General features: G+C 52.3%; 15 protein-coding genes and 2 tRNA genes. 10 read left to right on the forward strand and 7 right to left on the reverse strand.

The features are described 5' to 3' along the window. Positions 1–2 precede the first annotated feature (2 nt). A tRNA-Asp gene (locus OGW13_RS23140) sits at positions 3–79 on the forward strand. Between the two features lie 8 nt (positions 80–87). Next, a tRNA-Trp gene (locus OGW13_RS23145) sits at positions 88–163 on the forward strand. Between the two features lie 104 nt (positions 164–267). On the opposite strand, the gene hdfR is transcribed toward OGW13_RS23145, so the two are convergent. Beyond that, positions 268–1,101 (reverse strand): HTH-type transcriptional regulator HdfR, encoded by an 834-nt coding sequence (gene hdfR / locus OGW13_RS23150; RefSeq protein WP_042998770.1) that lies wholly within the window; start codon positions 1,099–1,101, stop codon positions 268–270. Between the two features lie 118 nt (positions 1,102–1,219). On the opposite strand from hdfR, the gene maoP reads away from it, so the two are divergent. Beyond that, on the forward strand, positions 1,220–1,558 hold the full coding sequence (maoP, locus tag OGW13_RS23155; protein WP_042326051.1) for a macrodomain Ori organization protein MaoP: 339 nt from the start codon (positions 1,220–1,222) through the stop codon (positions 1,556–1,558). A 24-nt stretch (positions 1,559–1,582) separates the two neighbouring features. Here maoP and OGW13_RS23160 read toward each other — a convergent pair whose 3' ends face one another. After that, the gene (locus OGW13_RS23160) at positions 1,583–3,103 is read right to left on the reverse strand and encodes a YifB family Mg chelatase-like AAA ATPase (RefSeq protein WP_109739685.1); all 1,521 of its coding nucleotides are present in this window, start codon (positions 3,101–3,103) and stop codon (positions 1,583–1,585) included. A gap of 352 nt (positions 3,104–3,455) precedes the next feature. Here OGW13_RS23160 and ilvL point away from each other — a divergent pair, with 352 nt between their 5' ends. From ilvL to ilvA, 7 genes are all read left to right on the forward strand, one after another. Next, positions 3,456–3,554 (forward strand): ilv operon leader peptide, encoded by a 99-nt coding sequence (gene ilvL, locus OGW13_RS23165; protein WP_001311244.1) that lies wholly within the window; start codon positions 3,456–3,458, stop codon positions 3,552–3,554. Positions 3,555–3,640: 86 nt separating this feature from the next. Next, a complete protein-coding gene (gene ilvX, locus OGW13_RS23170) occupies positions 3,641–3,691 on the forward strand; it encodes a peptide IlvX (RefSeq protein ID WP_193762813.1) in 51 nt (16 codons plus the stop codon). Between the two features lie 2 nt (positions 3,692–3,693). Next, positions 3,694–5,340, forward strand: coding sequence for an acetolactate synthase 2 catalytic subunit (gene ilvG / locus OGW13_RS23175; protein ID WP_044267343.1), 1,647 nt, complete (start codon positions 3,694–3,696; stop codon positions 5,338–5,340). Further along, entirely contained in the window at positions 5,337–5,600 is a 264-nt protein-coding gene (gene ilvM / locus OGW13_RS23180; RefSeq protein WP_042326055.1) for an acetolactate synthase 2 small subunit, read from the forward strand. The genes ilvG and ilvM overlap by 4 nt, the downstream gene beginning before the upstream one ends. An 18-nt stretch (positions 5,601–5,618) precedes the next feature. Next, a complete protein-coding gene (gene ilvE / locus OGW13_RS23185; RefSeq protein ID WP_042998773.1) occupies positions 5,619–6,548 on the forward strand; it encodes a branched-chain-amino-acid transaminase in 930 nt (309 codons plus the stop codon). A gap of 61 nt (positions 6,549–6,609) precedes the next feature. Next, the gene (gene ilvD, locus OGW13_RS23190) at positions 6,610–8,460 is read left to right on the forward strand and encodes a dihydroxy-acid dehydratase (RefSeq protein ID WP_181627981.1); all 1,851 of its coding nucleotides are present in this window, start codon (positions 6,610–6,612) and stop codon (positions 8,458–8,460) included. A 2-nt stretch (positions 8,461–8,462) separates the two neighbouring features. Further along, entirely contained in the window at positions 8,463–10,007 is a 1,545-nt protein-coding gene (gene ilvA / locus OGW13_RS23195) for a threonine ammonia-lyase, biosynthetic (protein ID WP_043001785.1), read from the forward strand. 54 nt (positions 10,008–10,061) lie between these two features. Here the strand turns inward: ilvA and OGW13_RS23200 are convergent, their stop codons facing one another. From OGW13_RS23200 to OGW13_RS23220, 5 genes are all read right to left on the reverse strand, one after another. Further along, on the reverse strand, positions 10,062–11,783 hold the full coding sequence (locus tag OGW13_RS23200; protein ID WP_287116534.1) for a DUF7055 domain-containing protein: 1,722 nt from the start codon (positions 11,781–11,783) through the stop codon (positions 10,062–10,064). Then, positions 11,764–12,918 carry a glycosyltransferase family 4 protein gene (locus OGW13_RS23205; protein WP_287116535.1) on the reverse strand — a complete coding sequence of 385 codons (1,155 nt, stop codon included), beginning with the start codon at positions 12,916–12,918 and terminating at the stop codon, positions 11,764–11,766. The genes OGW13_RS23200 and OGW13_RS23205 overlap by 20 nt, the downstream gene beginning before the upstream one ends. Before the next feature lie 95 nt (positions 12,919–13,013). Continuing rightward, positions 13,014–13,406 (reverse strand): GtrA family protein, encoded by a 393-nt coding sequence (locus OGW13_RS23210; RefSeq protein ID WP_061069426.1) that lies wholly within the window; start codon positions 13,404–13,406, stop codon positions 13,014–13,016. Continuing rightward, positions 13,403–14,092, reverse strand: a complete 690-nt coding sequence (locus OGW13_RS23215) for a methyltransferase domain-containing protein (protein ID WP_044267336.1) — start codon at positions 14,090–14,092, stop codon at positions 13,403–13,405. The genes OGW13_RS23210 and OGW13_RS23215 overlap by 4 nt, the downstream gene beginning before the upstream one ends. Further along, positions 14,089–15,378, reverse strand: coding sequence for a glycosyltransferase family 2 protein (locus OGW13_RS23220; RefSeq protein ID WP_287116536.1), 1,290 nt, complete (start codon positions 15,376–15,378; stop codon positions 14,089–14,091). The genes OGW13_RS23215 and OGW13_RS23220 overlap by 4 nt, the downstream gene beginning before the upstream one ends. Between the last annotated feature and the right edge of the window lie 542 nt (positions 15,379–15,920).

Below are 15,920 nucleotides of genomic sequence, written 5' to 3' on the forward strand. Positions count from 1 at the left end.
GTGGAGCGGTAGTTCAGTTGGTTAGAATACCTGCCTGTCACGCAGGGGGTCGCGGGTTCGAGTCCCGTCCGTTCCGCCACCCTAATTAGGGGCGTAGTTCAATTGGTAGAGCACCGGTCTCCAAAACCGGGTGTTGGGAGTTCGAGTCTCTCCGCCCCTGCCAGAAAATAATCCTTAGCATCTGCTAAGGATTTTTTTTGTCTGTAAAACGCGCCTCCAGATACCGATCTCTTCCTTTTCTGGCATCCTTGCCAAACTCATTTCTGCTTATTCTCCCAGTACATCTATCTTTAGAAGATCTTTGATCAGTACATGTTTATCACTATTTTGCAGCCAAATAGCGTATAACGGACGCGAAAGCGTTGCGCTGTCTGCAACAGTATGCAAACCTCCTTTCTCTTTTGCCCAACGTGTGGGTAACCATGTGCAGCCGTTCAGAGCATGAAGTTGCTGTCTGGCCAGTTCAGCAGAACTGGTGGTGAGTACCGGGACTTCATCGGCAGCAATCAATCCCACTTCGTTTTGTTGAAAGTCTGGCCCCCACTCCAGGCGCAGATAATTCAGAGCCTCTTTCATCGTTGAGGGGCTGGCGCAATATAACGCCAGGGTGAAATACCCCAGTAATTGACTGCTAAATTCATCCATTTTTGGGGCTTCTGTGGTGATAAGCAGATCAAGCTGACGTTCATGCAACTGTTTTACCAGTGACTGGCGCTGCGCAATACGGGCTTCGAATTGCAGGCCGTTCTGGGGCTCTTGTGACTGATACAAGCGTCCCAACCAGCCGTTGAGCATGCACTCCCACAGAGAGGCGCTGGCACCGATTGAAAATTCATTATGTCTGGATGTATGGGCGACCTCTTTACGTGCTGCCTGCCAAGTATTCATTAGCGTTTCCGCATAGGGCAGAAGCTTCTCGCCGGCCGCCGTTAAACGGATATTATTTCTGTGGCGGGTAAAAAGATTCACACCCAGTTGATTTTCCAACTGTCTGATGCGAAAGCTTACCGCCGACTGAGTCAGGTAGAGCGCTTCCGCAGCCCGGCCAAAGTGGCGCGTTCGGCTAACTTCCAGGAAAGTTTTTAACAATTCCGTATCCACAGTGCTCTCCGCAAAATTATTTGTCGTTATGATTTAAATGTTTTGTTTTACACTCTGTCAAGCGTAACTAATACTCCGCGCCATAAATAGATCGGCCAAAGAATTAGGAGCGTGCAGGATGGCGGAAAGCTTTACGACGACTAATCGATATTTCGACAACAAATATTATCCACGCGGATTCTCTCGTCATGGTGATTTCACCATCAAAGAGGCGCAACTGCTTGAACGTCACGGTTATGCCTTCAACGAGCTGGATCTCGGAAAACGCGAGCCGGTTACCGAAGAAGAGAAGCTCTTTGTTGCGGTATGTCGTGGTGAACGTGAGCCAGTGACCGAAGCGGAACGCGTCTGGTCCAAATATATGACGCGTATCAAGCGTCCAAAACGTTTCCATACCCTGTCCGGCGGTAAACCGCAGATGGAAGGTGCTGAGGACTACACAGAGTCTGATGACTAATAAAAAAGGGCGAAGGCCCTTTTTTTATGTCAGTTGTTTCTGCAGGTGAGCAAGCAGTCGATCTATCGCCCGGTAACTGACCGCTTCCTGCAAGTGTCTTCGTGAAATGTGTTCGGCTTGCGCGAGATCGGCAATAGTCCTCGATACCTTTAATAACCGCTGCCAGGCGCGTATAGACAATCCAAGATGGATGAGGGTCTCTTCAAGCCACTGCGCGTCTTCATCTGCTAATGGGCAGTGTTCACGTATCTCCTTGTTTTGCAAGTGCGCATTCAATTTTCCCTGGCGTTTATGCTGACGTTCCCGCGCAGCAATGACCCGATGTTTAACCGTAAAGCTGTTTTCTCCCTTTACACCGGGCTGGCTGAGTATGCCTGGCGGTGGGAGAGGGATCTCAAGAGAAAGATCAAAGCGGTCCAGAAAGGGGCCCGATAGCCGACTGAGATAGCGTAATGTCTGTTCAGGCGTATTGCGGTTATGGTTGCCCTGATAATGACCGGTGGGACTGGGATTCATTGCCGCTACCAATTGAAAGCGCGCAGGATAGGTGATCTTAGCGCGCGTACGCGAAAGGTGGATCTGACCAGACTCTATCGGTTCACGTAGAGCATCTAATGTGCGTCGTTCAAACTCAGGCAGCTCATCAAGAAACAGTATGCCGTTGTGTGCCAAAGAAATTTCGCCTGGTGCGGGGATAGTTCCGCCACCAACCATGGCGGTCAGGGATGCGCTGTGGTGTGGTGAGCGAAAAGGTCGTTGTTTCCATAATTTTTGCACGCTGGTCGAGTTAACCAGACTGAGGATAGCGGCGCTTTCCAGGGCTTCTTCGTTACTTAATGCCGGCAACAGGCCATTAAGACGGCTGGCAAGCATCGTTTTCCCCGTACCCGGTGGGCCAACTAATAGCAGATTGTGGCCACCTGCGGCGGTGATCTCAAGGCTGCGCTTCCCTTGCTCCTGACCAATAATATCGCTGAGATCATCAGATGACACACTGATAGTGTCGTTGTTAACAACAGGATGGCTAAGGTCATGTTTTCCTTCCAGGAAGGCACAGACAGCTTGTAGATGATCGGCAACCAGACATCCTTCACCCTCAATCAGCCCGACTTCATCTTCGTTCTCTTTTGCCACGATAATGCCCCTTCCCACCCGTATCGCCTCGGTTGCGCTGGATATGGCGCCGGGAACGCCGCGTAACGCACCTGTAAGCGCTAATTCACCCACTAACTCATATTGGTCGAGTTTATGGGTTGTAAGCTGCTCAGAGGCAACCAGAAGCGCCACAGCAATAGGTAAATCATATCTCCCGCCCTCTTTGGGAAGATCGGCAGGGGCGAGATTGATGGTAATTTTCTTTGCGGGAAAGTCATATCCGCTATTAATGATCGCGCTGCGTACCCGGTCGCGCGCCTCTTTGACGGTCGTTTCTGGTAACCCCACCAGTGTTAAACCGGGTAAACCGTTGCTGATATGCACTTCGATAGTAATCGCCGGTGCATTGACACCCAGCGCAGCGCGTGTATGAACAATTGACAGTGACATAGTCCCTCCAGATGCCACTATTATGTCTAATTTCCTCTGTGCAAGATCACTGCTAAATAATGTTTATTCGCAGAAGATTCCGCACTTTTAATGCAATTAGATTACGTCTTCTCTTTTTCTGGAAGGGCGCTCGCAATCCGTTTTCCTCTCCTGCGACGTTATGAAAAAGGGGTTTACTTCCGTCCAGATAGTGAATTTTTTTCAATTCCTGGTTTTTGTATATAAAACAAGGACTTTTCTTTAATCCGTTAGCTGAGTCAGAAAAATGAAAAGAAAAAAATCTTGTGCTATTGGCGAAATCTATGGTAACTCTTTAGGCATTCCTTCGAACAAGATGCCAGAAAAGACAAAAATGACAGCCCTTCTACGAGTGATTAGCCTGGTCGTGATTAGCGTGGTGGTGATTATTATCCCACCGTGCGGGGCTGCACTTGGACGAGGAAAGGCTTAAAAATCAAGCCTTAACGAACTAAGACCCCCGCACCGAAAGGTCCGGGGGTTTTTTTTGACCTTAAAAACACAACAGAGGAGCAGAAAATGAATAACAGCATAAAATTCTGTTTCTTCAGATTTATGACGGGGAACTAACTATGAATGGAGCACAGTGGGTGGTACATGCGTTGCGTGCACAGGGGGTCGACACCGTATTCGGCTATCCCGGTGGCGCAATTATGCCGGTCTACGATGCGTTGTACGACGGTGGCGTGGAACACCTGCTGTGCCGACACGAACAGGGGGCCGCGATCGCAGCCATTGGCTATGCCCGTTCCACCGGTAAAACGGGGGTCTGCATCGCTACTTCTGGTCCGGGGGCAACCAACCTGATCACCGGACTTGCAGATGCGCTGTTAGATTCGGTCCCTGTTGTCGCGATCACCGGACAGGTTGCTGCGCCGTTCATCGGCACTGATGCGTTTCAGGAAGTGGACGTACTGGGGTTGTCGTTGGCCTGCACCAAGCACAGTTTCCTGGTGCAGTCACTGGAAGAGCTGCCACGCATCATGGCGGAGGCGTTTGAGGTCGCTAACACGGGTCGTCCGGGTCCGGTTCTGGTTGATATCCCGAAAGATATCCAGTTAGCCAGCGGGGCGCTGGAACCGTATTTCACGACCGTCGAAAACGCGACTGTTTTCCCTCAGGCTGACGTAGAGCAGGCGCGTAACATGCTGGCTCAGGCGCAAAAACCGATGCTGTATGTGGGAGGAGGCGTAGGGATGGCGCAGGCGGTTCCGGCGCTGCGTGAATTTATTGCGGTAACGCAAATGCCGGTGACCTGCACGCTGAAAGGGCTGGGGGCTGTTGAGGCGGATTATCCCTACTATCTGGGGATGCTGGGCATGCATGGCACCAAAGCCGCGAATTTTGCCGTGCAGGAATGTGATTTGTTGATTGCCGTAGGTGCACGTTTTGATGACCGGGTGACCGGCAAACTGGATACTTTCGCGCCCCATGCCAGTGTTATCCACATGGATATCGATCCGGCTGAACTGAACAAACTGCGCCGGGCGCATGTCACCTTGCAGGGCGATTTGAATGCGCTGCTGCCTGCGCTGCAACAACCGGTCGACATCGATGAATGGCGTCAGCGTAATGCGGAACTGCGTACTGACCACACCTGGCGCTACGATCATCCAGGGGAGGCCATCTACGCGCCGCTGCTGCTGAAACAGCTGTCGGAGCGTAAGCCTGCCAACTGTGTTGTAACGACGGATGTCGGTCAGCATCAGATGTGGTCTGCACAACATATGACCTACAGTCGCCCGGAGAATTTCATCACCTCCAGCGGCTTAGGCACGATGGGCTTTGGTTTACCGGCTGCCGTTGGGGCGCAGGTTGCGCGACCGGACGACACCGTTATCTGTATCTCCGGTGACGGCTCCTTCATGATGAATGTTCAGGAGCTGGGCACCGTAAAACGTAAGCAGTTACCGTTGAAGATAGTTTTACTGGATAACCAACGGTTAGGTATGGTTCGACAATGGCAGCAGCTGTTTTTCCAGGAACGATATAGCGAAACCACCTTAACCGATAACCCCGATTTCCTCACGTTAGCCAGCGCCTTCGGCATCCCTGGCCAACACATCACCCGAAAAGACCAGGTTGAAGCGGCGCTCGATACCCTGCTGAACAGCGACGGGCCATACCTGCTTCATGTCTCAATCGACGAACTTGAGAATGTCTGGCCACTGGTGCCGCCTGGCGCCAGCAACGCTGAAATGCTGGAGAAATTATCATGATGCAACATCAGGTCGCCGTAGAGGCTCGCTTTAACCCGGAAACGCTGGAACGTGTTTTACGTGTGGTACGCCACCGTGGTTTTCAGGTATGTGCCATGAATATGGAAGCCGCCCGTGACGCGCAGAATATAAATATCGAATTGACCGTTGCCAGTCCACGGTCGGTCGACTTACTGTTTAGTCAGTTAAGTAAGCTGGTGGATGTGGCACATGTTGCCATCTGCCAGAGCACAACAACATCACAACAAATCCGCGCGTAAGCGTGACAGGAAGAAGAAATGACGACGAAAAAAGCTGATTACATTTGGTTCAATGGCGAGATGGTTCGTTGGGAAGACGCGAAAGTTCACGTGATGTCCCACGCGCTGCACTACGGTACGTCTGTCTTTGAAGGCATCCGTTGCTATGACTCGCACAAAGGCCCGGTGGTGTTCCGTCATCGTGAACATATGCAACGCCTGCATGACTCAGCCAAAATTTATCGTTTCCCGGTCTCTCAGAGCGTGGATGAGTTGATGGAAGCCTGCCGTGAGGTGATCCGTAAAAACAACCTGACCAGCGCTTATATTCGCCCGCTGGTGTTTGTTGGCGATGTAGGCATGGGCGTGAACCCGCCTCCGGGATACACCACCGACGTCATTATCGCTGCGTTCCCGTGGGGCGCGTACCTGGGCGCTGAAGCGCTGGAACAAGGGATCGATGCAATGGTTTCCTCGTGGAACCGTGCCGCACCTAACACTATCCCGACCGCCGCAAAAGCGGGCGGTAACTACCTTTCGTCACTTCTGGTGGGTAGCGAAGCGCGTCGTCATGGCTATCAGGAAGGTATTGCGCTGGATGTGAATGGTTACATCTCCGAAGGCGCCGGTGAAAACCTGTTTGAAGTGAAAGACGGTGTGCTGTTTACCCCGCCGTTTACCTCTTCCGCGTTGCCGGGGATCACCCGTGACGCCATCATTAAACTGGCGAAAGAACTGGGTATTGAAGTGCGCGAGCAGGTTCTGTCCCGCGAATCCCTGTATCTGGCGGATGAAGTCTTCATGTCTGGTACCGCGGCGGAAATCACCCCGGTTCGCAGCGTTGACGGCATTCAGGTGGGCGAAGGCCGCTGTGGTCCAGTCACCAAACGCATCCAGCAAGCGTTCTTCGGCCTGTTCACCGGCGAAACCGAGGACAAATGGGGCTGGTTGGATCAGGTAAATTCATAATTAAAGATAAATGGGACGGCACGCACCGTCCCGTTTTACAGACACCAGGAGTAAATAACGCATGCCTAAGTACCGTTCCGCTACCACCACTCATGGCCGCAATATGGCAGGAGCCCGCGCGCTGTGGCGCGCAACCGGAATGACGGATGCCGATTTTGGCAAACCGATCATTGCCGTCGTGAACTCATTCACCCAGTTTGTGCCAGGACACGTGCACCTGCGCGATCTCGGTAAACTGGTCGCTGAACAGATTGAAGCGTCCGGCGGCGTGGCGAAAGAGTTCAATACCATTGCCGTGGATGATGGTATCGCTATGGGTCACGGGGGCATGCTTTATTCACTGCCGTCGCGCGAGCTGATCGCAGATTCGGTGGAGTACATGGTGAATGCCCATTGTGCCGATGCAATGGTCTGTATCTCCAACTGCGACAAAATCACCCCAGGGATGCTGATGGCTTCCCTGCGTCTGAACATTCCGGTGATCTTCGTTTCCGGCGGTCCGATGGAAGCCGGGAAAACCAAGCTGTCTGATAAAATCATCAAGCTCGATCTGGTCGATGCCATGATCCAGGGCGCGGACCCGAAAGTCTCTGACGATCAGAGTAATCAGGTTGAACGTTCCGCCTGTCCGACCTGTGGCTCCTGTTCCGGGATGTTTACCGCGAACTCGATGAACTGTCTGACCGAAGCGTTGGGCCTGTCACAGCCGGGTAACGGTTCGCTGTTGGCGACTCACGCCGACCGTAAACAGTTGTTCCTCAATGCCGGTAAACGCATTGTTGAGCTGACTAAACGTTACTACGAGCAGGATGACGCCTCCGCGCTGCCGCGCAGCATAGCCAGCAAGGCAGCGTTTGAGAACGCCATGACGCTGGATATCGCGATGGGCGGTTCCACCAATACCGTTCTGCACTTACTGGCGGCGGCGCAGGAAGCGGAGATCGATTTCACAATGAGTGATATCGACAAACTTTCCCGTAAAGTGCCGCAGCTGTGCAAAGTGGCGCCGAGTACGCAGAAATACCATATGGAAGATGTTCACCGTGCGGGCGGGGTGCTGGGGATTCTGGGCGAGCTGGATCGTGCGGGCCTGTTGAACCGGGACGTGAAGAACGTGCTGGGGCTGACGTTGCCGCAAACCCTTGAGCAGTATGACATCACGGTGACGCAAGATGACGCCGTGAAGCAGATGTTCCGCGCAGGCCCTGCGGGTATTCGTACTACAGAAGCGTTCTCGCAGGATTGCCGCTGGGACTCGCTGGATGACGATCGCGCTGAAGGTTGTATCCGTTCGCTGGAACATGCCTACAGCAAAGATGGTGGTCTGGCGGTACTTTACGGTAACTTCGCGGAAAATGGCTGCATCGTCAAAACCGCCGGCGTGGATGACAGTATTCTGAAGTTCACTGGCCCGGCCAAAGTGTATGAAAGCCAGGATGAGGCGGTTGACGCGATCCTCGGCGGCGAAGTGGTGGCAGGCGATGTGGTCGTGATCCGCTACGAAGGGCCGAAAGGCGGACCGGGGATGCAGGAAATGCTCTACCCGACCACCTTCCTCAAGTCGATGGGCCTCGGCAAAGCGTGCGCACTGGTTACCGACGGTCGTTTCTCTGGCGGCACCTCTGGCCTCTCCATTGGTCACGTTTCACCGGAAGCGGCCAGCGGCGGCAATATCGCGATCATTGAAGACGGTGACATGATTGCTATCGATATTCCAAACCGTGGCATTCAACTGCAACTGAGCGATGCGGAAATTGCTGCGCGTCGTGAAGCACAGGAAGCACGCGGCGACAAAGCGTGGACTCCGAAAGATCGTCAGCGTCAGGTGTCGTTTGCGCTGCGCGCCTATGCCAGCCTGGCGACCAGCGCCGATAAAGGCGCGGTCCGCGATAAATCGAAACTGGGAGGCTGATGATGGCCGAATCACAACCTCTGTCAGCAGCCCCGGAAGGGGCAGAATATCTGCGTGCGGTGCTCCGCGCGCCGGTATACGAAGCGGCGCAGGTGACGCCGTTACAAAAAATGGAAAAGCTCTCATCGCGCCTTGATAACGTGATCCTCGTGAAGCGCGAAGACCGGCAGCCCGTTCACAGCTTCAAGCTTCGAGGCGCTTACGCGATGATGGCAGGGCTGACCGAGGCGCAAAAAGCTCACGGGGTGATCACCGCTTCTGCGGGCAACCATGCCCAGGGCGTGGCGTTTTCCTCCGCTCGTCTGGGCGTGAAGGCGCTGATCGTGATGCCTGTTGCGACGGCCGATATCAAAGTCGATGCCGTTCGCGGGTTTGGCGGCGAAGTGCTGCTGCATGGCGCAAACTTTGATGAAGCGAAAGCGAAAGCGATTGAACTGTCGCAGCAACAGGGTTTTACCTGGGTTCCGCCATTCGATCATCCGATGGTGATTGCCGGTCAGGGGACGCTGGCGCTGGAACTGCTGCAGCAGGATGCGCATCTTGATCGTGTATTTGTACCGGTCGGCGGCGGCGGTCTGGCGGCGGGCGTGGCGGTACTGATTAAGCAATTGATGCCGCAAATCAAAGTGATTGCGGTGGAGGCGGAAGACTCCGCCTGTCTGAAAGCGGCGCTGGATGCGGGCCATCCAGTCGATCTCCCACGCGTTGGCCTGTTCGCCGAAGGTGTCGCGGTAAAACGCATTGGCGATGAAACCTTCCGTCTGTGTCAGGAATATCTCGACGACATCATCACCGTGGATAGCGACGCGATATGTGCGGCGATGAAAGACCTGTTCGAAGATGTTCGCGCAGTCGCAGAGCCTTCCGGCGCGCTGGCGCTGGCGGGAATGAAAAAGTACGTCGCTCAGCACAATATCCGCGGCGAACGTCTGGCGCATATCCTTTCCGGCGCTAACGTCAATTTCCACGGTCTGCGCTACGTTTCCGAGCGTTGCGAGCTGGGCGAACAGCGTGAGGCGCTGCTGGCAGTGACCATTCCGGAAGAAAAAGGCAGCTTCCTGAAGTTTTGCCAACTGCTGGGCGGTCGCTCAGTCACTGAATTTAACTATCGCTTTGCCGATGATAAGAACGCCTGCATTTTCGTCGGTGTCCGGTTGAGCAGGGGGATGGAAGAACGCACGGAGATCCTGAATCTGTTGCGCGACGGTGGCTACAGCGTGGTTGACCTCTCTGACGACGAAATGGCGAAGCTGCACGTACGCTACATGGTTGGCGGTCGTCCGTCGAAACCGCTACAGGAACGTTTATTCAGCTTCGAATTTCCGGAATCACCCGGCGCGCTGCTCAAGTTCTTGCATACGCTGGGGACCCACTGGAATATCTCGTTGTTCCATTACCGCAGCCACGGCACGGACTATGGCCGCGTACTGGCCGCGTTTGAACTGGGCGATCACGAACCGGATTTCGAAACGCGTTTGCAAGAACTGGGCTATGAGTGTCACGACGAAACGCATAACCCGGCATTCCGCTTTTTTCTTGCAGGCTAACCGCGGCTTAACAGGAGATGACCTGACCGGGTTATCTCCTGTTTTTTTGTAAGCTCAACGGTAATACGTATGGGCAAACAGTTTTTTGTTATCATCTCCGTCTTTGAACAACCCATCATAATTTCCTTCCGGCAACAATAGCGCCTTCTCCGGACCATTAAGTAAGGTGATAGTTTTAGCGCCTGCCGACAAAGTAACTGGCGGGGCGAGTGTGATCCCTTCCACATTTATTTGTGCTGATACGGGGGTGCCGGTATCACTGTACAACTGATATCTTCCGGACAGCGGTATGTTAAATTTCTCCTGACGGCCAATGTGCAGTTGTCGCCCCGCCAATCTTATATTTGGCGCGACCTTGACGTAGCTGTTGTCGATGGCTTCTGCGATAGCAGAATAGATATTACTCAACCGGTAGGACCATATAATGACTTTCGGGGGGGACTGAGTCAGCACTTGCCAGGCTTCGGAATGTTTACCTTCTCGCCGTGTCTTTAAAACATACCAGGCATCGAGCCATAGCGTCGTCGGCTCCAGCCTGTTGGGCAGCATCCCTATACCATCAAAATACTTTTCGTCAGGTTTGAGCAGTGCTTCTGCTCTGGTAACCAGTTCAAGTTGTTGCACATTGTTAATTTTCAGGTAGCTGAGATTGAGACAGTAGCTTGAAACCAGGGTTACTGTTGTCACCGCCAGGATAAATAATCTCGTGGCTGGCCTGCGGTTTTGGGCGAGAAGGCTATCTAGCGGGATGAGGGACCAGAGCGATATAAACGGTAGCGCCATAATAAACACATAGGGCCAGGGCTGGTTATGAGTGAAAACTAACGTGGTAATGACGAATGAAAAAATCAGGGCGATGCGCGTTTTTTCATTCAAGGTTTTCCAGCGCTTTAATGCCATTATCATGCCGCTAAAACAGAGCAGATAGAGAAGCGTATTGTCTAAAAGGGTTTGCAAGACATATACGCGAATCCCGTTATAGGCTTCGCTGCTGTATATCGCCACTTCTACCGGACCGAAGATCAAACCTTCAGCGATACGTAACGGGTCGCTGCCGCCAAATATAAAGCAATAGGCAATTGCAGGAAGTAACCAACCGGCGGTTAAGTAAAAGCCGCGAACGATAGCATCGATGAAATGTTTGCGCAGCGTAGCGTCAATCACTAATCCAAGCCCAAGCGCCAGATTGAAGAACGCTGATTTTTGGGTAACTAAAAACGCCAGTCCGCTCAGGATACCGGCGATAAAAATCTTTCTTGCGTTGAGCGTATGGCCGCGCAGAATTACCAGAACGGCGGCAAGGGCGAAAAACAGCGCCAGGGGCTCTGAACGGGTGCGGAAGATACGCTCCATAAAATTCGTAAAACAGAGCAAAACAAGAATAATAAAAAGCGCCCGTAAGCGCTGCTCGCCCAGCGCACGCGCGCAGGCATAGACTAGCAGCAGGGTTCCACAAGCGAGGAGTGCCGTCTGCATCCGCGCGACGAGAATGATCGAAACCGCATCCCAGCCAATCAGGTGAGCCAGTTTATAAAACACCGCAAACCCTACGGCCTTAGGGGGGGGAATCGTGTCGAATAGTCCATTAGCAAAATACTTGGCGTAGCCAAGTTGGGCAAACTCATCCATGATCAAGAGAATATGCCAGGCAAAAACGAAAATAAGCGTAACTTTAATGGCAATACTCACACTAAGGAGGAGCGTTAACCTGCGCGGGCAGGCGCCAATAAAAAGCGTGCCGGAGGTATCCATTTTATTATCTTCTGTCTTTGCCATTGGCTTTATCTCCATCTCCATTTAGCACCAACTCCATGATTTCCTGCGCCATTTTTCGCCAGCTATAATGTTCTCTGGCATAACAAATCATGGCCTCACGTTCGTGGAGGGAGAGCACGCAGTTATCTATTGCGACAGAGCAGAACTGTGCCGAACGTTGTGGCTCGTTGAGGTCTATGTTCACACCATGTATCCAGCTTGCCGCTACGGGATCGGCTCTGTGAGCCGGGCTACCACAGATGACGGGTAATCCACAAGCCATTGCCTCCTGGATAACAAGGGGATAACCTTCTCCGACGGCCGGTAACAGAAGAACATCCGCACAGCGATAAAGCTCTGCCAGTGCGCGGGGGGCCTGAACGCCAAGATCGTAAACGTTGCTCAATCCCCATTCTGCGGGGCGAAGTGGGCCGTTTCCGGCCAGTAAAAACTGGCATTCCGGTCTGGTTATTGCCAGAGCGTGCAGTATCGACAACCCTTTCTTTTCAACATAACGACCCACGAATAGTATGCGCCGGGCACAAGGCGGGAGGTTGTATCTTGCCAGCGGAGTTTGACTGGATACTGAAGTCACGGGGGGATAGAAAATGGTGCTATCAACCCCGTTAAACAGCAATTTATACGGATAACGCGCAGGGGTCCCAAGCAGGTCGTGGCGGACAGTATCGCTAATAAATACCCTGGCATCGGCGGCCCATAACATCTGGCGTGTTACGACCAAATTAGCCAGCCGCATAAGCAGACGCAGTACGGGTGATCTGAAAGGAATGGCAGCAATATGTTGAATCAGAATGACGGGCTTCGCGTGGAGTTTGGCCATCATCATACCAAGGATTGATGTGGCATAGAGCGCATCGTGAATCACCACCACGTCGCTACGCCGTACGGCGTCGCTAAGTGCGCAAATGGCTGTAGGGCCAGGTAACGGCATTGGCAGACCGGTGAGTTTCTCCAACGGATCGACGCAGCGTAACGCGATAATGTTGAGATTATCGGTAGGTAACGCATCGCTGGCGCTGGCTGCCCAATACGGTATCGCTCCCAGGTGTGCGAACTGGCGGCACAAATGCCCGGCAACGCGTTCAATACCCCCGCCGTGTGCCTCGTAGAAATGGCTGATCGTCAAGATATTCACTGGCTAGACCCTCACCAGACGCATCGAATGGGGATAAACCACGAGATGGTGTGATACCGTCTTCTGTTGATAGTGCGGATTCAGGGGAACGTTAATCATATCTGTATAGCTTTACTGCGGCCTGACGTGCTGATAGCCCAACGGCTAAGGAGAAAATTCAGCACGAGCATGCAGAGCGAAGCAAGCGGCGCAGCGATGGTCATCGGAAATTCCAGCCAGTGATACCAAATCCAGGTGCTGATAAAGGCAAGAGGGATATTCAGCAACATGCTGATGGTATAACGGCCAAAGCCAGCAAATGAAAGCGGCTGTTTAAACGTGAATAAGCTGTGCAGGATATAACCGACGGTAGCGATGATGGCGAAAGACAACAGGATCGCTAACCAGAGCGCAACGCATAAACTTTCCGCCACGATCATGATGGCATTATGTCCCAGGAAACAGCAGCCAGAAATGCAGAGATAAGTAAAAGAGGTGCGAATTTTCATCGGGGTGCTTTCCGGGCACGAAGTAAAAATACGCAGGCGTTGTCATGCCGTACTTGCGCCGGCGTGACATAATCTTCGAACATGGCGCGCAGATTCATCATGACGGCCAGACCTGAGGCTAGAACGCCGCCGATGAGGGGGAGCCGACGGATGAAAAACGCAAAACCTGTCAGGCGAATAATGGTGGTTGTAGCCAATGGGCCAACCAGAGCGTCGACTTCTTCAACCACAAACCCGCGATCGGTAAGATCGGATATGAGACCGGTGCGGGTCCAGCGGCGGTGATCTTCCGGATGAGGATGATAGAGCCAGGTTCCGTGCGTGGAGAGTAACAAGAGACCATCATCATTTAACAAACGCCGAATTTCAGCGCAATACGCATCAAGATCTCTGACGTGTTCCAGTACCTGGACGGAAAGTATGGCTCCTGCGGCACCATCAGCTAAAGGGATACGTCCCTGTGGGTCAATTTTGAGTGTACCGCTGTCATCAAGATCGGCACCACAATAGTTAATATTCAACTGACGCATCATTTCAGCATAGGGGGAATCGCCGCAGCCAAAGTCGATCATGAAGGTATTTGGCTGAATGTGACGTTCTGCTTGCTCGCGTAATCGTCTCGCCAGTGCACGTAACAACAACCAGTCAGTGTGCCAAATTCGAGGGGTGGCCCTGTTTCTTTTCATACTCCGGGTCCTTGCGGTGAGGTATCTGAATCATGCCGGTTCAGGCTGTCCAGCAGGAGCTGTAGTACGAATCCGGCCAGGACCATCAGCACTCCAGCGATGCAGGCTGTGCTGATGGCAAAAACAATGTGTACCGACTGTTCCATTGAGCCACGGGTAAATATCCAGTGAAAAGCAAGGAGGAGGTCGGCAAAAAAACCGGCTATGGCAAGCACAGATCCGCTGAATACCAGCCACTCGAGAGGGTGCGAGCGCATGAGCCAGGGGATAACCCGGCTTTCCGCAATCGGGTGGTTAATGGCGATGGCGACCTTCGCTAACACGCCTAACAGGACCGCGATAAGACCAATAAGCGTCGACATTGTCGCCAGGGCAACGAAATGGATACCAAAATAGTAACCGTTGATTTCTATGGGGCCTGCGGCAAGTAGCGCAAGGCCGATAGCTCCGAGCAGTAGTAGCGTAAAGCCAGGGATCAAATAGAGCCTGTCCGGGGCATGAGCGATGAGAAGACGCAGATGTCTCCAGCCGTCACGAAATGAACGTAAATGAGGAGGGCGGTTGCGTTTGTCCGGATAGAGCTTGATAGGCACTTCATGAATGATGAGTCCTGCGCGGTGCGCGTTAATGATCATTTCAGAGGCAAATTCCATACCGGTAGAACGAGTGGCCATTTTTTGAAATGCTTCGCGGGTAAAGGCCCGCATCCCACAGTGGAAATCGCGAATGGGTGAGTGGTAAAGCAGCCTGGCTATGCCGGAAAGCAGTGGATTTCCCAGATAGCGATGCAGAGGAGGCATTGCCCCTGGTTCAATTCCTCCAGCAAATCGATTACCCATAACAAAGTCTGCACCGCTTTCCAGTGCATCGACGAAAATATCTAGCTGGCTCCAGTCATAGGAGTCATCGGCATCAGCCATAATGAGATATTTACCTTTTGCCGCACTGGCAGCCGCGCTTATTGCTGCGCCATAACCTTTGACGGACTGATGAATAACTCGGGCACCCAGTGATTTTGCAATTTCAACGGATTGGTCTGTTGAGCCATTATCACCGATGATAATTTCACCTTGAATACCCAGGCGAGTAAACGCTTCTGTTACTTTCTTAATACAGATAGCAAGCGTAAGTTCTTCATTCAGGCATGGAATGATTGCTGAAACCAGGGGCGCGGACTCTGCCGCCGGTATCTCAACAGGGGAGAAGGCAACCTGTCGAGAAATATAGTTGGCGGGAGTTAATAAATTATCTGAATAACCAAATCGATGAAAATGCGTTGAATGCATAATAGTAAGCTCCGATCCATGAGCAGGATTAAGAGTCTATCCCAATGGGCTATTACATTTGGCATTCTGAACCTGGGCAGGCGTTTGAACGACCATCAGAGCAGCCTGAAAGGCGTGTGAAGCGAGTCCTCCTCACGTATTCCGGCTATGAACCTTTTGTGCCGTGCCACCCGTGTTGCAACATGACTGTAAAAGTACACCTATTGGGATAGGCTCTATATATCTAATGGCAACTTCAATTTAATTCATATTCTGAATGATTTGGAATATGAATGGGTGCTAGTTAATATACCCTGTGTGGATAATATGCGTTAAGTTAATTCACAACTTAATTTGCGTTATATAGATCAAACATCAGATCGCATCGTACAGGAGTCGTCGTTATTAAGTCTACTGGTTTATGGCATGAAAAATGGTAACAGTTTATTCGTTATTTATTAATATCTATAAGGTGATGATTTACTTTGTGCGTCAGGCATTACACATAAATATATTTTCGTGTAGCAAGTGCCGATGCCTTTCACCCAATGTTATCGCCACAA

Source organism: Citrobacter sp. Ca225 (genome assembly GCF_030337175.1).
Taxonomy (GTDB): Bacteria; Pseudomonadota; Gammaproteobacteria; order Enterobacterales; family Enterobacteriaceae; genus Citrobacter_A; species Citrobacter_A amalonaticus.